The organism is Streptomyces taklimakanensis (assembly GCF_009709575.1).
Taxonomy (GTDB): domain Bacteria; phylum Actinomycetota; class Actinomycetes; order Streptomycetales; family Streptomycetaceae; genus Streptomyces; species Streptomyces taklimakanensis.
Window position 1 is genome coordinate 4867651 of record NZ_WIXO01000001.1, and the last position, 16236, is coordinate 4883886.

The 16236-nt window shown below is 74.8% G+C and carries 14 protein-coding genes and 1 tRNA gene; 8 read left to right on the forward strand and 7 right to left on the reverse strand.

Annotated features, from left to right (window positions below):
* Nucleotides 1-20: 20 nt before the first annotated feature.
* Nucleotides 21-1223, reverse strand: a complete 1203-nt coding sequence (locus tag F0L17_RS21420; protein WP_155072334.1) for a PAS domain-containing protein — start codon at nucleotides 1221-1223, stop codon at nucleotides 21-23.
* Between the two features lie 321 nt (nucleotides 1224-1544).
* On the opposite strand from F0L17_RS21420, the gene F0L17_RS21425 reads away from it, so the two are divergent.
* From F0L17_RS21425 to F0L17_RS21435, 3 genes are all read left to right on the forward strand, one after another.
* Nucleotides 1545-2291 carry a GAF and ANTAR domain-containing protein gene (locus F0L17_RS21425; RefSeq protein WP_155072335.1) on the forward strand — a complete coding sequence of 249 codons (747 nt, stop codon included), beginning with the start codon at nucleotides 1545-1547 and terminating at the stop codon, nucleotides 2289-2291.
* A gap of 94 nt (nucleotides 2292-2385) precedes the next feature.
* Complete coding sequence (locus tag F0L17_RS21430; protein WP_155072336.1) at nucleotides 2386-3852, forward strand: aminotransferase class I/II-fold pyridoxal phosphate-dependent enzyme; 1467 nt, start codon at nucleotides 2386-2388, stop codon at nucleotides 3850-3852.
* Nucleotides 3849-4922 carry an MBL fold metallo-hydrolase gene (locus tag F0L17_RS21435; RefSeq protein ID WP_155072337.1) on the forward strand — a complete coding sequence of 358 codons (1074 nt, stop codon included), beginning with the start codon at nucleotides 3849-3851 and terminating at the stop codon, nucleotides 4920-4922. Before F0L17_RS21430 ends, F0L17_RS21435 begins: the two co-directional genes overlap by 4 nt.
* A 53-nt stretch (nucleotides 4923-4975) precedes the next feature.
* Here the strand turns inward: F0L17_RS21435 and F0L17_RS21440 are convergent, their stop codons facing one another.
* Nucleotides 4976-5623, reverse strand: a complete 648-nt coding sequence (locus tag F0L17_RS21440; protein ID WP_162466525.1) for a VTT domain-containing protein — start codon at nucleotides 5621-5623, stop codon at nucleotides 4976-4978.
* A complete protein-coding gene (locus tag F0L17_RS21445) occupies nucleotides 5620-6396 on the reverse strand; it encodes an MBL fold metallo-hydrolase (protein WP_162466872.1) in 777 nt (258 codons plus the stop codon). Before F0L17_RS21445 ends, F0L17_RS21440 begins: the two co-directional genes overlap by 4 nt.
* Nucleotides 6397-6677: 281 nt before the next feature.
* Between F0L17_RS21445 and F0L17_RS21450 the strand changes: the two genes are divergently transcribed.
* The gene (locus tag F0L17_RS21450; protein ID WP_155072339.1) at nucleotides 6678-8759 is read left to right on the forward strand and encodes a phage holin family protein; all 2082 of its coding nucleotides are present in this window, start codon (nucleotides 6678-6680) and stop codon (nucleotides 8757-8759) included.
* Between the two features lie 272 nt (nucleotides 8760-9031).
* Entirely contained in the window at nucleotides 9032-9340 is a 309-nt protein-coding gene (locus F0L17_RS21455) for a 4a-hydroxytetrahydrobiopterin dehydratase (RefSeq protein WP_155072340.1), read from the forward strand.
* Between the two features lie 119 nt (nucleotides 9341-9459).
* On the opposite strand, the gene F0L17_RS21460 is transcribed toward F0L17_RS21455, so the two are convergent.
* The 3 genes from F0L17_RS21460 to fdhD form a co-directional block, all read right to left on the reverse strand.
* Complete coding sequence (locus tag F0L17_RS21460) at nucleotides 9460-10287, reverse strand: aldo/keto reductase (protein WP_162466526.1); 828 nt, start codon at nucleotides 10285-10287, stop codon at nucleotides 9460-9462.
* 138 nt (nucleotides 10288-10425) lie between these two features.
* A complete protein-coding gene (locus F0L17_RS21465; RefSeq protein ID WP_162466527.1) occupies nucleotides 10426-12252 on the reverse strand; it encodes an AMP-binding protein in 1827 nt (608 codons plus the stop codon).
* A 216-nt stretch (nucleotides 12253-12468) separates the two neighbouring features.
* Nucleotides 12469-13362 carry a formate dehydrogenase accessory sulfurtransferase FdhD gene (gene fdhD / locus F0L17_RS21470; RefSeq protein ID WP_155072342.1) on the reverse strand — a complete coding sequence of 298 codons (894 nt, stop codon included), beginning with the start codon at nucleotides 13360-13362 and terminating at the stop codon, nucleotides 12469-12471.
* A gap of 344 nt (nucleotides 13363-13706) precedes the next feature.
* Here fdhD and F0L17_RS21475 point away from each other — a divergent pair.
* Nucleotides 13707-13791: transfer RNA gene (locus F0L17_RS21475), tRNA-Leu, on the forward strand.
* A gap of 201 nt (nucleotides 13792-13992) precedes the next feature.
* On the opposite strand, the gene F0L17_RS21480 is transcribed toward F0L17_RS21475, so the two are convergent.
* On the reverse strand, nucleotides 13993-14571 hold the full coding sequence (locus F0L17_RS21480; RefSeq protein ID WP_155072343.1) for an SMI1/KNR4 family protein: 579 nt from the start codon (nucleotides 14569-14571) through the stop codon (nucleotides 13993-13995).
* A 359-nt stretch (nucleotides 14572-14930) separates the two neighbouring features.
* Here F0L17_RS21480 and F0L17_RS21485 point away from each other — a divergent pair, with 359 nt between their 5' ends.
* Together F0L17_RS21485 and F0L17_RS21490 are read left to right on the forward strand one after the other, a co-directional pair.
* A complete protein-coding gene (locus F0L17_RS21485; RefSeq protein ID WP_238419511.1) occupies nucleotides 14931-15254 on the forward strand; it encodes a DUF262 domain-containing protein in 324 nt (107 codons plus the stop codon).
* Nucleotides 15255-15271: 17 nt separating this feature from the next.
* Nucleotides 15272-16105, forward strand: a complete 834-nt coding sequence (locus F0L17_RS21490) for a ParB N-terminal domain-containing protein (protein WP_155072344.1) — start codon at nucleotides 15272-15274, stop codon at nucleotides 16103-16105.
* Nucleotides 16106-16236: the final 131 nt, after the last annotated feature.

Below are 16236 nucleotides of genomic sequence, written 5' to 3' on the forward strand. Positions count from 1 at the left end.
CCGCCGGGCGGCGCGTTCCGTCATATGCCGCGCATGGCCAGGGCCACGTGCCGGGCGATCCGGTCCACCACGGCCGCCTCCGCCAGTTCGAAGGCGCGGCGCCCGCCGGTGCGCAGCAGGGTCAGCGCGCCGACCGTCGGCCCCGGGGAGCCGTCGCTCAGGGGCACGCACAGCAGGGAGCCGACCTCGGCGCGGGCCAGGACGGGGGCGCCGGCCGGGTCCCGGCCCAGCAGTTCGGGGTCCTCCGGGCACACCAGGAGGGACGGGGCACCGCGCCGAACCGCGTCCCGCACCGGGCCCCAGGACAGGGGGTCCTGCTCGGCGACCGCCTCCCGCAGCCGGCCGGCCGGGCCCAGCACCGCAGCCCGCCGGGGGGTGCCGTCGGGCACGGCGACGTCCACGACCACCCAGTCCGCGAACCGCCCGTGGAACACCTCGGCCGCCCGCTGCGGCACCTCCTTGGGGGAGTCCGCCCGGAGCAGCGCCGTCGTCGTGCCGTCCAACAGGTCCATCAGCTCGACGCCGCGCCCGGCCTCCTCGGAGACGGGCGCGGGGCGGGAGCGGGCGGTGACACCGGCGTCCGACGTCCGACGGGCGGGCGCCGCGACGGTCGCCTCCGCCACGGGGGGCGTCTGCCGTTCGAAGACCGCGAGCACCACCGAGCGCGGTTCGTGCGGCGGGTGCAGCGTGGTCAGGGTCGCCCGCAGCTCGTCCCCGGCGTCCTCCCGGGCGCCTCCCTCGGTGTCCGACCCGTGCTCGGGCGGGCGGAGCGGACGGACGACCACCGTGCGGTCCCCCTCGCCCCGGGCGACCGCGGCCACGTGGGAGCGGAAGACCGCCCGCGAGTCGTGCGCCAGCGAACCGGCCAGGGCCCGGCCGGTGGCGTACCCGGCGCGCACTCCGAACAACCGGGTGGCGGCCGGGTTGAGCCGCCGCACCACGCCGTCCCGGTCCAGCAGGACCACCGCGACCGGCAGCCGCTGGAACAGGGAGCGCAACAGCCGGTGCTCGTGGTGCTCCTCCCGACCGTCCCGGTGCCGCTCGGCGGCGGCCAGCTCCTCGTAGCGCGGCCACAGCGCCTCGGCCGCGTGCCGGAGTTCGAGGAGGGCGGCGTCCAACGCGGGGAGCCGGTCGGCCGAGGGCAGGGCGCGCGCCGAACGCAGTTCCTCCACCCGCCGGCGGAAGTCCGCCAGTTCGGCTCCGAACTCCTCCACCTGCGCCATGCGCTCAACGTAACCCGCCAAGGGCCGCGGGTCTCGTTGGTGACGTGGAAAAGTATGACTCGTCACTCTTTGTCGATCAGCCGATGAGAGGGGGCCGGGGAAGGCGCCGCGACGCGGGAGGGCCGGGCGCCCGGAAGCGGGTCCACCGTGGCCCGCGCCACCGACGCGTGAACCGGCGTACGCACGGGCGTGCGAATCGGCGCGCGGGCCGTCCCACGGCGATCCACCGCACCGTTTCCCGGCCGCCGCCCGGGGCAGCCGATCCATCGGGACCGGACCCCGCGGCCCGGCCCGGACAGCGGAGAGGACAGAGCGACCACCATGGCGGACCGATGCGCAGCGATTCCGTTCGAGCCCGCCCCGGCCCGGCCGGAGCCGGTGCTCGAGGCCGCCTCGCCCGCCCGGAGCCTCGCCCGACTGGCCGAGCAGGTCGCCCGCTGCACCCCCGGCTGCTGCGGGGCCGCCGCCACCGTCCACGTCGGGGACGAACGGGCCGAGGCCACCGTCGCCGTCACCCATCCGGACCTGTCCGAACTCCTCGCCCTCCAGTGGGAGGGCGAGGAAGGGCCCGTGCCCCAGGCCCTGCGCACCGGCCACCCCACCGGCTCGGAGGACCTGCTGCTGGAGGACCGCTGGCCGCGCTACCGCGCACGGGCCCTGGAGATGGGCCTGCGGTCGGGCACCACCCTGCCGTACCGCCGCGACGGCCTGGCCCTCACCGTCACCGTCTACGGCTTCCGTCCCCGCCCCCAGACGGAGGCCGCGCGGTCGCCGGCGGCCCTGCTGGGCGACCTGGCCGCCACCGGCCTGGCCCGCGAACGCCGCTACCGGGACGCGCTGGCGGAGGTGGAGCAGTTGGAGGAGGCCCTGCGCGGCAGGCCCGTCGTGGACCAGGCGTGCGGAATCGTGATGTACGTGCTCGGCTGTGACGTGGAGGAGGCGTTCGCCCTGCTCCGCCGGATTTCCCAGCAGACCAACCGCAAGCTGGCCGATCTGGCCCGGGCGCTGGTGCGCACCCGGGGCCGGGGCGTCGAGCGGGAGCTCCGGCGGTTTCGGCAGGGGCCCTGACCCGCACACCACCCGTTCGGCGGACGGGAGGAGAGATCGAGGCAGAGAACGGCCGGTCCACCGGCCGACCGGCCGAGGACCAGCGGAGGCACGGATGCAGCAGACCCGACCGGGAGACCCCGTCCCCACGGCGCCCCCCGGGACCTCCCCGGGGGAGCGGGAGGACCCCGTGGTGGCGGCGGCCCGCGGCTACTGGCGGCGGCGCGGCCTGCCCACCGGGCCGGACCAGGTCGTGACGGCCCCCACCGCGCCCCTGCTGCTCCTGGCGCTCCTGGCCGCCGAGTGCGGGAGCGGCGCGGAGGGGAGGGACGGGCCCGGCGGGGTGGTGCTGCCCCGCCCCGGTCCCGCCTGGCACGCCGAGCAGGTCCGGACGCTGGGCCTCCCCCTGTACCCCGTGCCCGTACCGGCCGACTGCGGCGGGGTGCCCGACCCCTTCGCGCTGCTGGAGACGGTGGGCCGGGCCCGCGCCGCGGGCGGCGACCCGCGGGTGCTGCTGCTGTCCGTGGCGGACGGCCTCACCGGGACCGTCGCGCCGCCCGAGGTGCTCCACGAGGTGTGCGAAGCGGCCGCGCGGGAGGGGCTGCTGATCGTCAGTGACGAGAGCTGGCGTGACACCGCCCACGACCCCCACGACACCGTCCTCGCCGGCCCCGCCGAGATCCTCCACTGCTCCGTGCCGCGGGTGGCCCGTGGCACCCGGCCCGGCCCGGGACCGCACGCCGTCACCCACCTGCGCGCGTCGGACGGCGCGGACGGCGACTCCGTCGTGGTGCTCGTCGATCCCGGTGTCGATCCGACCGCCGTCCCCGGCGCCGCCGCGAGCGTCGCCCGCCTCCCGGCCGCCGGCCGGGGCCGGCGCCTCGTGGCGGGGACGCGCGCCGTCCTGGCCGCGCTGCGTGCCCGCCCCTCCGGTGCCGCGACCGCCGGGGCGGTGGAGGTCCTCGGCGAGTCCGACCGGCTGAGGGGCCGCCGTGCCGCCGCCAACCGCGCCCACGGAACGCTCGCCGCCGCCCTCCACCGCGCCCTCACCGCCGCCGGCGCGGTGTGCCGCCCGCCGTACGTCGGCCGGTACCTGTACCCCGACTTCGAGCCGCTGCGCCCGGCCCTGGCCGCCCGCGGCGTCACCGACGCGCCCCGCCTGGAGGCCGAACTGGTGCGGCGCCTGGGCCCGTACGCGCTGGGCGGCCACCGCTTCGGCGACGATCCGCGCGCCCTGCGGGTACGGCTGTCGACCGAGGTACTGGCCCGGCGCGTCCCCCCGGGCGCCGCGTCCCCCGGCTCCCCCGGCGAGACCGGGACCGACACCGACATCGAACCGCCCGGGGCTCCGGGCGGCCCGCGCGCCCCCCACCCGTACGACCCCGCCCGGGGGCGGGCACGCGTCCGAGACCACGACGGCGATCACGGCGGCGATCACGACGGCGATCACGAGGCCCTCCGGCGGCCGGCGACGACCGAGGCGCTGGCGGCGCTGGAAGCGGCCCTCGACGAACTGGCGGCCGACGCCCCGGCGGCCGCGTCCCCCGCGAAGTCCCCGGACACAGATGGGAGCCCCGCATGACCGAGCAGACGCACGAGCAGTCCCCCGCGCCCGCCGTCCTGGACGTCCACGGGGCCGCCGACCCCGCCGAACTCGTCGAACCCGCCGGGCCCCCGACCGTCCTCCGCCCGATCGGCGAACGCCGCACCTGGCCGCGCTCCTTCGCCGACCGGCTCACCGAGCCGCTGCCCGGCATCCGTTCCCTGACGCGGATAGCCCGTGAGGGCAGCATGCGCCCCGCACCCGAGTCACTGGCCGACGTCCCCCTGCTGCCCCGCGGGACCGGGACGCCGCCCGAGGCCGGACCCGACACCGTCGCCGTCACCTGGGCCGGACACGCCAGTTGGGTGGTGCGCATCGGCGGGTTGACCGTCCTGACCGACCCCGTCTGGTCCCGCAGAATCCTGGGCACCCCGGCCCGGGTGACCCCGGTCGGCGTCCCCTGGGAGGACCTGCCCCGCGTCGACGCGGTCGTCGTCTCGCACAACCACTACGACCACCTCGACGCCCCCACCCTGAGGCGGCTGCCCCGTGACACACCGCTCTTCGTCCCCGCGGGACTCGGCTCCTGGTGCCGGCGCCGCCGTTTCACCCGCGTCACCGAACTGGACTGGTGGGAGGCGGCCGAACTGCCCGCGCCGGACGGCGGCACCGTGCGGTTCGACTTCGTCCCCGCCCACCACTGGTCCCGGCGCGGCCTGACGGACACCTGCCGCTCGCTGTGGGGCGGCTGGGTGCTCACCGACCGCGCCGGACGGCGGGTGTACTTCGCGGGCGACACCGGATACGGCCACTGGTTCACCGAGATCGGACGCCGCCACCCCGGCATCGACCTCGCCCTGCTGCCGATCGGCGCCTACGCGCCGCGCCGGATGCTCCGTCCCGTGCACACCGACCCCGAGGAGGCCGTCGCCGCCTTCCGGGACCTCGGCGCCCGCCGCATGGCCCCCATGCACTGGGCCACCTTCCTGCTGTCGGCCGAACCGCCGCTGGAGCCGCTGACCCGGGTACGGGCCGCCTGGGCCGCCGCCGGACTGCCCCGCGAGGACCTGTGGGACCTGCCCGTCGGAGGCTCCAGGACGCTGGAGTGAGGCCGGGGCGACCGGTGCGCGCTCACCCGACCCCCACCGGGCGCGGCCGGCGCCTACCGCTCGGGCCGCTCGGGCCGCGCGGGACGCAGCCGGCGCCACGCCCGGGGCACCGCCCCGACCAGCAGCGTCAGGCCCACCGCGGCGACCACCCCCTGCCACGGCCTGGGGAACAGCGACCCGCCCAGCACCCCGATCAACTGGTAGGTCGCCGTCCAGGCCAGGCAGGCCGGCAGATCGCCGCGGACGAAGGAGCGCACCGGCATCCGCGCCACCAGACAGGCCGTCATCACCGGAAGGCGTCCGGCCGGCACCAGCCGGGAGAGGACCAGCACCGTCACGCCGTGCTCGTCCAGCCTCCGGCGCGCGGCCGCCAACCGGTCCGGCGGCACCCGCTCCCGCATCCGCTCCAACCAGCGCGAACCGCTCCTGGAGCGGCCCCCGCGCTGCCCCAGCCAGTACAGCGTCAGATCGCCGAGGAAGGCGGCGGCCGCCGCCACCGCGAACACCAGGACCAGGGGCGGCGCCGGGGGACTGCTGTGGAAGGCCACCGCGGCCGCCCCGCTGACCACCGCGCCCGTCGGCACCACCGGGACCAGGGAGCCGAACACGACCAGGAGGAACAGCGACGGGTAGCCCACCGCGCCGGTGGGCGCGACCTGCGCCGGTATCTCCCGCACCGCGGCGAGCAGCGCCTCGATCACCCCGTCGCCCCCAACTCCACGCTCTCACCGTGCCCCAGACGGCGTACCGCCGCCGCCGGCGCCGTCCGCGCCGCCAGCCGCACGAACTCGTCGCCGGGGGAGTGGAACTCGTGCGGCCGCACCGCGTCCAGGCCGATCGGCCAGTACGTGCCGTAGTGCACCGGGACCGCCAGGGCCGCCCGCAGCCGGGCCAGCGCCTCGGCCGCCCGGTGCGCGTTCATGTGGCCCTCGCCCAGCCGCGGCCCCCAGCCGCCGACCGGCAGCAGCGCCGCGTCGATCGCTCCGACCTCCTCGGCCATGGAATCGAACAGGCCGGTGTCGCCGGCGAAGTACGTCCGGGCCTCGCCCTCCACCACGTAACCCAGCGCGGGCGCCAGTCGCGGCCCGTACGGCAGCCGGCGACCGTCGTGCAGCGCGGGCACCGCGCGGACGGTCACCCCGCCGACCCGCACCCGGTCCCCCACGTCCACCTCCTCGATCCGCAGCCGGTCCGCCAACCGCCGCAGCCCCCGCACCGAGGCGAGCGCGCCGCGCGGCACCACCACACGGGTGCCGGGCGCGAGCCGGGCCAGGGAGGGCGGGTGCAGGTGGTCGGCGTGCAGATGGGAGACCACCGCCACGTCCACCCGCGCCAGCGACTCGGGCGGCAGGGCACCGCGACGTCTGCGCAGGTGCACCAGGCGCCGGGTGAACAGCGGGTCGGTGAGCACCGCGACGCCGGAGTCCCGCACCGTCGCCGTCGCGTGACCCCACCACGTGATCTCCACCGGCACCGGGTCCTCCTCCCGTCGGTCGCCGCCGGGCCGTCCCGATCCTCTCATCCTGCCCACCCCTCCACCGCCTGCCCGCCGGCGCCGCTCCGACCACCGTGCCGCGCTCCCGGGCGCCCGCGGGACGGCCCCGGGCGCGCCCCCCTGTGGCCGGACGCACTGTGGAAAGGTGGAACGTGCCGCCCGGCCGGGGCGTTTCCCGACGACAAAGGCCCGTTCGGGCCGCGGGGACCACGCCGGGGCACGGAGGAGGGGCCGAGAGGCCCGAGAGGAGACGGAACGACATGCGGCCGGCATCCTGGCGCAGGGCGGGCGGTGCGGTACTGCGCGTCCTGGTCGTGTGGGCGGTGAGCACCCTCACCATGCTCGCCCTGGCCGGCGCGTTGCCCGACTTCCGGCTCCAGTCCGAGCACGGCGACACCGCCACCCGGATCGGGATCACCGCCGCGCTCGGCGCCGGCGCCTTCGGGCTGCTCAGCGCGCTGGTGTGGCCGCTGCTGGTCAGAGCGCTGCTGCTGGTGCCCGCCCTGGTGCTGGGCCTGCTGGTGTTCTTCCTCAACGGATCGCTGCTGTGGATCGCCCTCGCCCTCCTGCCCGAGGGCCGGGGCGAGGCCGACCCCCGGACCGCGGTGGTCGTCGCCGCCGTGATGTCCGCGGCCTCCTCGGCCGCCAGCACCTTCCTCGCCGTCCGCGACGACGAGGCCTACCGGCGCCGGCTGGCCCGGCTCGCCGACCGCCGCCGGCCGCGCGCGGACGGGGCCGGCGTGACCGACGCCCCCGGCACCGTCTTCCTCCAGCTCGACGGCCTCGGCCACGACGTGCTGCGCGACGCGATCGCCCCCGGCGAGGACGGCGAACCGCTGATGCCCACCATCGCCGCCATGTGCCGCGAAACCCACCGCCTCACCGTCTGGCACACCGACTGGTCCAGTCAGACCGGCGCCAGCCAGCTCGGCATCCTGCACGGCTCCAACGAGGACGTGCCCGCCTTCCGCTGGTACGAGAAGGAGACCGGCGAGGTGGTCGTCAGCAACCGGCCCAGCAGCGCCGCCGAACTCCAGCGCCGCGCCGCCGACCGCGCCGGGCACCCCGGTCTCCTCGCCGACGACGGCGCCAGCCGCGGCAACCTCTTCAGCGGCGGCGCCGCCCAGGTGGCGCTGGTGCTCTCCGTCTCGGCCCGGCGCGGCAGACACAACCGGTCCCGCGCCGGGTACTTCGCCTACTTCTCCGACCCGGCCAACGCCACCCGCACCGCCGTCTCCTTCACGGCCGAGGTCGTCCGCGAGATCGTCCAGTCCACCCGGGCCCGGCTGCGCGGGGAGTGGCCACGGGTCTCGCGCGGCGGCCTCTACCCCTTCATCCGGGCCTTCGCCACCGTCGTCCAGCGGGACGTGGTGGTCGCCGCCGTCCTCGGGGACATCCTCAACGGCCGCACCGCCGTCTACGCCGACCTCGTCGCCTACGACGAGGTGGCCCACCACTCCGGGCCGCGCGGCCGCGACACCCACCAGGTGCTGCGACGGCTGGACCGGTCCGTCGCCCTGATCGCCAAGGTCGCCGAACGGGCCCCCCGCCCCTACCGGCTGGTGCTCCTCTCCGACCACGGGCAGAGCCCCGGCGAGACCTTCGCCGCCCGCTACGGGCTGACCCTGGAGGACCTCGTCCGCGCCGGTTGCGGGCTGCCCGTCTCCCGCCGCGCCCGGCGCTCCGCCAGTGGAGCCGAGGCCCGCACCGCCGCCCGCGCGGCCCTCCACCGGCCCGAGGACGGGCACGGGGCGGAGCCGCACCACCCCGCCCGGACGAGCGAGCCGGTGGTGCTGGGTTCGGGAAACCTCGGCCTGGTCTCCTTCCCCGACCTTCCCGGCCGGGCCTCCCGCCAGGAGATCGACCGCCGCCACCCCGCCCTGCTGGCCACCCTCGCCAACCACCCCGGCATCGGTTTCCTGCTCGTGCGGGACGAGCGCCACGGGGCGGTGGTGCTCGGTCCGGACGGCGCCGAGCACCGACTGGAGAGCGGCGAGGTGCTCGGGAAGGACCCCCTGGCGCCCTACGGGCCGCGCGCCGCGGACACCGTGCGACGCACCGCCGGTTTCCCGCACGCCGCCGACATCATGGTCAACTCCGCCCTCGACCCGGTCACCGGGGCCGTCCACGCCTTCGAGGAGCAGATCGGCTCCCACGGCGGCCTCGGCGGCGAACAGTCCCGGGCCTTCCTCCTCCACCCGCGCCTGCTGTCCCCGCCGGAAGCGGACGGTGAGCCGGTCGGCGCCGAGCGGATCCACCGGGTGCTGCGGCGCTGGCTGGAGGAGGCGCGGGCCGTCCCGGAGGAGCCCGCCCGTCCGCCCGTCCGGGCCCGCCCACGCTGACGGGACCGCCCTGCCCGGGGCGGCACGGCGGCGGGTCCGCACGCCCTCCGTACCCGTGAAAAGTGTGCCAAGCGCCCTCGCATGCCCGGCCCGCGGCGAGGAACGGCGGATCGGCGCCGAGCGCCGGTTCGGGTCGGCCCCTCCCGGCGCGGTCACTCCGGTGCCGTGACCGGGGTCCACTCCACCGGCCCCGGCGTCCGCGTCGGCGGCCGACGATCCCGCGCGGCGCGCCTAGGCTGGGAGGGTCGTCTACCGGAAGTGGGTTCCCCGACATGGCACCTCGACCGCTGAGCCAGGAGGAGATCGACGCCGCGCTGGCGGAGCTGCCCGGCTGGGAGTCGGACGGCGACCGGCTGAGGAGGACGTACTCCTTCGCCGGGCATCTGCCGGCGGCGGCGATGGTGATCCACGTGGCGCGGATCCAGGACGAGCTGGACCACCACGCCGATCTGCTGTTGGGCTACAACACCCTGGCGGTGTCGGTGAACACGCACAGCGCGGGCGGGCGGATCACCGAGCGGGACGTGGAGCTGGCGCGTCGGATCGCCGCCGTCGCCCCGGCCCACGACGTCCGTTCCTGACCGTCGCCGCCGCGCCCGCGCGTTCTCCCGCCGCCCCCGGGCCCCGGCCCCGCCCGCGGCCGGGGGCACCGGGGCCCGGGGGCGGCACCGGTTCGGGGAGCGGCGGGTGCCGGGTGGGGTCAGCCCATCTCCTCCGGGTCGGCACCCAGGCGGGTGCCGTTGTCCAGGGTGGCCAGACCCGTCATGTCGTCGTCGTCCAGAGCGAAGGAGAAGACGTCGACGTTCTCCTCGATCCGGGACGGGGTGACGGACTTGGGGATCACCACGTTGCCGAGCTGGATGTGCCAGCGCAGCACCACCTGGGCGGGAGTGCGGCCGTGCTTGCGGGCGAGGGTGCCGATGACCGGATCGTCCAGCAGCCCCTTGCCCTGGCCCAGCGGCGACCACGCCTCGGTGGCGATGCCGTGCTCGGCGTGGAAGGCGCGCGCCTCGGCCTGCGGGAAGTTCGGGTGCAGCTCGATCTGGTTGAGCGCGGGGACGATCTCGGTCTCCTCCATCAGCCGCCGCAGGTGGGCGGGCTTGAAGTTGGAGACGCCGATGGCCTTGACGCGGCCGCCGGCGTACAGCTCCTCGAACGCCTTCCAGGTCTCGACGTAACGGTCCTGCTTGGGCGCGGGCCAGTGGATGAGGTAGAGGTCGACGTACTCCAGGCCCAGGCGTTCCAGGGAGGCGTCGAAGGCGCGCAGGGTGGAGTCGCGACCCTGCTCGTCGTTCCAGAGCTTGGTGGTGACGAAGAGCTCCTCGCGCGGGATCCCGGATTCGGCGATGGCCTTCCCGGTGCCCTTCTCGTTCTGGTAGATCGCGGCGGTGTCGATGCTGCGGTAGCCCGAGGCGAGCGCGTGCCCGACGGCGGCGGTCGCCTCCTCGTCCGGCACCTGCCACACACCGAAGCCGAGCTGCGGCATCCGGACGCCGTTGTTGAGGATGATGCTGGGAACGTTGCTCACGGGACAGATCCTTAAGACTCGATTGACCACACACGTGTACCCAAGGGGCCAGAAGATCATGACATCGCTGTCACATTCTTGGCCGGCGCGCCCGGTGGTTCGGCGGCGAACACCGACGACCGGGGTGCCGCGGACGCTTCAGGACCGGTAGAGGGCCTCGATCTCGGCGGCGTACGCCTTCTCGATCGCCTTCCGCCGCAGCTTCAGGGAGGGCGTCAGCAGCCCGTCCTCCTCGGTGAACGGCGAGCCCAGTATCCGGAAGGCGCGGATGGACTCGGCCTGGGAGACCCGGGTGTTGGCGGCCGCCACCGCCCGCCTGACCTCGGCCTCCAGATCGGGGTCGTGGGCGACTTCGGCCGGGTCCGTCTCGGGTCTGTTCCGCATGGTCAGCCAGTGGTGCACGGCGTCGGGGTCGAGGGTGACGAGCGCGCAGACGTAGGGGCGGTCGTCACCGACGACGATGCACTGGGCCACCAGCGGGTGTGCCCGCACCCGGTCCTCCAGCGGGGCGGGGGAGACGCTCTTGCCGCTGGAGGTGACCAGGATGTCCTTCTTCCGCCCGGTGATCGTCAGATAGCCGTCCTCGTCCAGGGAGCCGAGGTCGCCGGTGGCCAGCCAACCGTCGCGCAGGGCCTTCCCGGTGGCGTGCCGGTCGCCCAGGTACCCGGTGAAGACCTGGCCGCCGCGCAGCCACACCTCGCCGTCCTCGGCGATGCGCACGGTGGTGCCGGGGACGGGCACGCCGACGGTGCCGAAGCGGGGCCGCTCGGGCGGGTTGGCGGTGGCCGCGGCGGTGGACTCCGTCAGGCCGTAGCCCTCGACGATCCGGATGCCGGCGCCGTCGTAGAACAGGCCCAGCCGCCGCTCCATCGCCGAGCCGCCCGACATGGCGTACCGGCAGCGGCCGCCGAGGGCGGCGCGCAGCCTGGAGTAGACGGTCCTGTCGAAGAACCGGTGCTGCGCCCGCAGGACCGCGCCGGGGCCCGGACCGGTGCCGAACGCCTTGCGCTCCCTCGCCTCGGCGTGGCGGACGGCGACCTCCACGGCCTTGTCGAACGGCCCGAGCCGGCCCTCGGCCTCGGCCCTGCGTCGGGCGGCGTGGAAGATCCGCTCGAAGATGTAGGGGACGGCCAGAACGAACGTGGGGCGGAACGCCTCCAGGTCGGGCAGGAGGGCGGCGGCCGTGAGGCTGGGTTGGTGGCCGAGCCGGACGCCGGAGCGGATCGCGCCGACCTCGATCATCCGTCCGAAGACGTGGGCGAGGGGCAGGAAGAGCAGGGTCGATGCCTGCCGGCCGGCCTTGTCGGGGAACACCGTCTCGTAGCGCCGGACGACGTTGTCGCACTCGGCCATGAAGTTGCCGTGGGTGAGCACACAGCCCTTGGGTCGGCCGGTGGTGCCGGAGGTGTAGATGACGGTCGCGGGGGTGTCCGGGGTCAGGGCGAGCCGGTGCCGGTGGACGACCTCGTCGTCGATGCCCGTCCCGGCGGCCATGAGCCGTTCCTCGACGCCGGTGTCGAGCTGCCACAGCCGCTTCAGGCGCGGCAGCCGATCGACGACCGAGCCGACGGTCATGGCGTGGTCCTCGTGCTCCACGACGATGGCGGACACCTCCGCGTCGTGCAGCATCCAGTGGACCTGCTCGGCCGAGGAGGTGGGGTAGACGGGCACCGACTGGGCGCCGACGGTCCACAGGGCGAAGTCGAACAGGGTCCACTCGTAGCGGGTGCGGGACATGACGGCGACCCGGTCCCCGAACCGCACGCCCTCGGCGAGGAGTCCCTTGGCCAGGGCCAGCACCTGGTCGCGGAACGTCGCGGCGGTCACGTCCCGCCAGACGCCGGAGGCGTCCTTGCGCGCCAGGGCCGCCCGGCCCGGGTCCGCCTCGGCGCGCTCGAAGACGACGTCGGCCAGGCCCCCTGCCGGGGCGGCCGTCACCAGGGCCGGGACGGTGAACTCGCGCACGTGCCGCTCTCCTCGCTGCGCTGTGGTGGGGATCACAGCGGGGCGACCGTATCGGATCCGCGAAGAGCCGGGGAAGGAACGGCGACACCGTACGCCGGGGCGAACAGGGGCGTTTCGGAACGGGTACACCAGACCGTCACCATGCGGCCCGGGAGTCCGCACGGAACATCCCGACAACGACCGGTTCCGGCGGGGCGGATTCCGCTCTGTCGGGTGTCAGGCGCGCGTGCCGGCCAGGGTCAGGCGGTGCCCGCCGGCGTAGACGTTCATCGACGTTCCCCGTAGGAAGCCGACCAGGGTCAGCCCGGTCTCGGCGGCCAGGTCCACGGCGAGGGAGGAGGGGGCGGAGACGGCGGCCAGGACGGGAACGCCGGCCATCACCGCCTTCTGTGCCAGCTCGAACGAGGCCCGGCCCGAGACCAGCAGCACGGCCCGCGACAGCGGCAGCCGGCCGTCGGTCAGGGCGCGTCCGACGAGCTTGTCGACGGCGTTGTGACGGCCCACGTCCTCGCGCAGGTCCAACAGTTCGCCCTCGGGGGAGAACAGCGCGGCCGCGTGCAGACCCCCGGTCCGGTCGAAGACCCGCTGGGCGGCCCGGAGCCGGTCGGGGAGCGCGGCCAGGACGTCGGGGCCGATCCGCAGGGGGCCGTCCCCGTCCCCGTCCCCGTCGCCGCCGCCGTCCGCGCCGCCGTCCGCGATCGGCCAGCGGGCGGTGGTGCGGACCGCGTCCAGGCTCGCCTTGCCGCACAGCCCGCAGGAGGAGGTGGTGTAGACGTTCCGTTCCAGGGTGATGTCGGGGACGGGCGTGCCGGGGGCGAGGCGAACGTCGACGACGTTGTAGCTGTTGCGGGTGGTGCCGTCGGCCTGCTCGGTGGCGCCCGCGCAGTAGACGATGTTCGCCAGCTCCTCCGGACGGCCCAGCACGCCCTCGCTGACCAGGAAGCCCGCCGCCAGCGCGAAGTCGTCGCCGGGCGTGCGCATGGTGACGGCCAGCGGCCTGCCGTTCAGCCGGATCTCCAGCGGCTCCTCGGCCACCAGGGTGTCGGGACGCTCGCTGACCACGCCGTCGCGGACGCGGACGACGCGGCGGCGTTCGGTGACTCGGCCCATGGATCGTTCCCGCCTCGCTCGGTGCCGGTTTCGGTGCCGGTTGGCGCCCGTGCCGCGCGATGGGGGCGCGGCCTCCCCATTGTGCTGGTCACCGTCCCGTACCCGGTCGCGGCCCGCCCAAGACCGGTCCCGGCCCCGACGGTGCCGATCGCCCGGTGTCCGGGCGGCCCGCCCCGCCGCGCGCGTACGCGCTGCCCGCGCCCTCTCCGCCGTGCGGGGCCGGGGGAGGGGACGCGTCGTCGCCGCACCCCACCGGACCACGGCTTATGCGGATGAGAGGCACCCCGAAAGCTTGGTATGGTGTTCCCCGTCGCCGCGGCCGGAAGGCCGCGAGTCGCACACCGGTCCGGGTGGCGGAATGGCAGACGCGCTAGCTTGAGGTGCTAGTGCCCTTTATCGGGCGTGGGGGTTCAAGTCCCCCCTCGGACACAGCACAGAACCCCGCAGCCTTGTCGAGGCAGCGGGGTTCTCGCGTTCGGGGCCGATGTCCGAGGCGGTCCGCCGAGCTCTGCCCGAGGCTGTGCGGGTCGCAGAACGGCAGCACATCCGGCACGATTTCGCCCGGAAGCGAGACGGGGACCGTTCGATTGACGGGCCCGGGGATTCGGCGGGGCCGCGGTGCGTCCGTGGTCAGGTGAGCTGGTCGAGATCCTCCTGGTCGAGGCCGTCGATGTCCCAGACGACCATTTCGTTGTAGACGTCTGCGCGGCTCTGCATCAGGTGGAACGACTCCTCCAGCCAGGCCGACAGCGACGGATGGACGTTCTCCTCGATGGGGCCGCCGTCGGACCAGCTGCCGACAGCCCCGGTGGCTCCGTCGACGAACAGACCGTAGAGCCAGTCGCTCTCGACGGCGAAGGGGATCCAGTGCTGCTTCCACTCGCCGTCTCGCTCCCCGTCGTTGTAGACGGCGTTCATGTGCTCGTTGACGCGGGTGATCAGGTAGGTCGGGAGAATGCCGTAGAAGTCGGAGATGAATTTTCCGGAGGGGCGAGGGCGCATACCGTCCGGATCATTGGGGTCGATCTGTACGCCGTTGTTCATGCGCAGCATGGCCGACAGCTCTTCGGGCAGAGCTGTTCCCAGCCGCGCTCTCGTGTGCGCCAGGGCATCCGGTGTCGCGCCTTCGTGGAGCTGTGCGTAGGAGCGTGGTGCGTTCCGGCGAAGCCACTCGGTGATCTGGCTCCATACCGGAAGTTCGTACGTCACGAATCAATTCCTTCCGCGTCTTCGCTGCGCTGCCGCGGGCCCGGGGCCTTCTCCGCCGGACCGTGCCCGGTCAGCCGGGCACGACCGGCACCCGCACCGCACGCCTCCCGGTGCGCCCCGCCGGCCCGGCAGCCGTCCACCGCACCCTACGGGGACCTCGGCAGCCGGAGCGCCGCGCAGCGGAAGAGGAACACGGCGTCAGGCCTCGGACACCAGCCATCAGCGCGGAGGACGGGCGATGAAGCGGCCTGCGAGTCGGGTACGGGAGGACGTATCCCCAATGAAAGGGCTTCTCTGGAAAGGGGGTTGAGTTGATCGGATGAGCGCCACGGCGCTTCCTCTTCCGACATCATCGGACCATGCAAAAGCTCGAAGCGCACGAGATGCCCCTGCACAAGGTGTTCAGCAGCGACTACGACTTCCAGATCCCCGACTACCAGCGCCCCTACGCCTGGCAGGAGGAGCAGGCGACCCAATTGCTGACGGATCTGCTGGAAGCGCTGGACCGCGGGACGGACGAACCGTACTTCCTCGGTTCCGTCGTGCTCGTCAAGGACGGCGGGGCCCCGAGGGCGGAGGTCATCGACGGCCAGCAGCGCCTTACGACCCTGACCATCCTCCTGTCCGTCCTGCGCGACCTCACCGAGGACCCGGACCTGCGCGGCGACCTCGACGGACGCTGACCGTCGCCCCGGACGCCATGGTGATCGCCATCGACGGCGAGCCCCAGACCACCGCCTGGCACGACATCTACCGGGACCCGGAGTCCTTCGACCTCACCTACGCCGAGCTGGGCCGGCGAGTCCGCATCCCCTTCGAGCTCTACCTGGGACTCTCCCCGGCGGACGCGCGGCAGATCTTCTACGACCGCAACGTCAAGGGCATCGACGTCGCCAAGAACCTGGCCATGTCCATGGACCAGCGCGACCTCGCCACCCGCCTCGCCCACCTCGTCGGCGAGAGGCTCAAGATCGAGTCGGACGGCCGGCGGATGCCGTTCGGCACGCTGGTCAACGTCGGCAAGCGGCAGCTCACCAGGACCGACAAGGAGGTCGTGACGCTGTCCGCGCTGCGGGCGCTGATCGTCACCACCGTCTTCGGCGGCAAGGGCGTGCAGTACTCGGCGACCAACGTCCACGAGGGAGACCTGCCGCCCGACACCGACGCCGGCGAGGTGGAGACGGTCGTCGTCCGTCTGGTGTCCCGGCTGATCGAGGACCGTTTCCCGGACTTCGCCCGGCGCAGCGCGATCACCGCCCCGGCCGTGATGGCGGGCCTCGGCGTCCTGCTGCACCGCGCCACCCCCTGGTGCGACCCCGTCGACGCCATGAGCTACGAGACGGTCGAGCACCTGCTCGCCGACGTCCGCTGGGAGCGCGAACCCGCCTACTGGGACGGCGTCTGCGCCAGCGTCGGCTCCACCGGTCGGCTCAACTTCAGCGGCGGCGTGAAGGACTCCGCCGGCCGTGTCGCCGGCGCGCTCCTCGACCCGCACAGCGAGCTCGGCCGGAAGATCCGGGGTCTGTGGAGGTGAACAGGCCGGGGGTGCGGGTTCCCTGACGCCGGGACCCCACGGCCGACGCCCCTCTCCGGATGGGCCCCGCCCGCGGGGCACGGCCCACGGCTCCCGCACCCACGCCCTGACCGCACACCGTGTGCGGCCCC

Excerpts from the sequence above, each read along its gene's own strand:
- F0L17_RS21450 (WP_155072339.1), top strand. The coding sequence starts at position 6,678 with ATGCGGCCGGCATCCTGGCGCAGGGCGGGCGGTGCGGTACTGCGCGTC.
- F0L17_RS21490 (WP_155072344.1), top strand. The coding sequence starts at position 15,272 with ATGGTGATCGCCATCGACGGCGAGCCCCAGACCACCGCCTGGCACGAC.
- F0L17_RS21425 (WP_155072335.1), top strand. The coding sequence starts at position 1,545 with ATGGCGGACCGATGCGCAGCGATTCCGTTCGAGCCCGCCCCGGCCCGG.
- F0L17_RS21485 (WP_238419511.1), top strand. The coding sequence starts at position 14,931 with ATGCAAAAGCTCGAAGCGCACGAGATGCCCCTGCACAAGGTGTTCAGC.
- F0L17_RS21430 (WP_155072336.1), top strand. The coding sequence starts at position 2,386 with ATGCAGCAGACCCGACCGGGAGACCCCGTCCCCACGGCGCCCCCCGGG.
- F0L17_RS21455 (WP_155072340.1), top strand. The coding sequence starts at position 9,032 with ATGGCACCTCGACCGCTGAGCCAGGAGGAGATCGACGCCGCGCTGGCG.
- fdhD (WP_155072342.1), bottom strand. The coding sequence starts at position 13,362 with ATGGGCCGAGTCACCGAACGCCGCCGCGTCGTCCGCGTCCGCGACGGC.
- F0L17_RS21435 (WP_155072337.1), top strand. The coding sequence starts at position 3,849 with ATGACCGAGCAGACGCACGAGCAGTCCCCCGCGCCCGCCGTCCTGGAC.
- F0L17_RS21420 (WP_155072334.1), bottom strand. The coding sequence starts at position 1,223 with ATGGCGCAGGTGGAGGAGTTCGGAGCCGAACTGGCGGACTTCCGCCGG.